The following is a 466-nucleotide window of genomic DNA, read 5'->3' as shown; positions in this document are numbered from 1 at the left end:
ATGCTCGTCCATCTGCCGAGAGAACAAGGTTATGGGCTTGCTCCGCGAATGCGTAACAGCCCCCCACTGGCCGGCTATGGTGCGGTATCGATGGCCAACGCGCTCAAGAAGGCTGTGAAGACGCTGCCGGCGCAGTTGTGTCGATCATTGACATGGGATCGTGGCAAGGAACTATCTGATCACGCTCGCTTTACGATTGAGTCAGGTGTGAAAGTCTTCTTCGCAGATCCTCGCTGTCCATGGCAGCGAGGCACAAACGAGAACACGAATGGACTCCTACGACAGTATTTCCCGAAAGGCACCGACCTGTCGCGATGGAGCGCCAACGAAATTCAAGCCGTCGCTAATGCGCTGAATATGCGGCCACGCAAAACACTTGGCTGGAAAACACCTGCGGAAGCGCTGGACCAATACCTAAAGTCTGCTCAATAATCGCGTGTTGCGACGACCGGTTGAATCTACCCAA

General features: G+C 54.7%; 1 protein-coding gene. It reads left to right on the top strand.

The window, feature by feature from the left end; translation table 11 throughout:
- On the top strand, nt 1-432 hold a 432-nt coding region (locus WM40_RS27380; RefSeq protein WP_046154704.1), incomplete at its 5' end, for an IS30 family transposase.
- Nucleotides 433-466: the final 34 nt, after the last annotated feature.

It is taken from the genome of Robbsia andropogonis (assembly GCF_000970345.1).
Taxonomy (GTDB): domain Bacteria; phylum Pseudomonadota; class Gammaproteobacteria; order Burkholderiales; family Burkholderiaceae; genus Robbsia; species Robbsia andropogonis.
The sequence above is the reverse complement of the archived record's forward strand: the minus strand, read 5'-3'. Positions and strand labels throughout refer to the sequence as shown.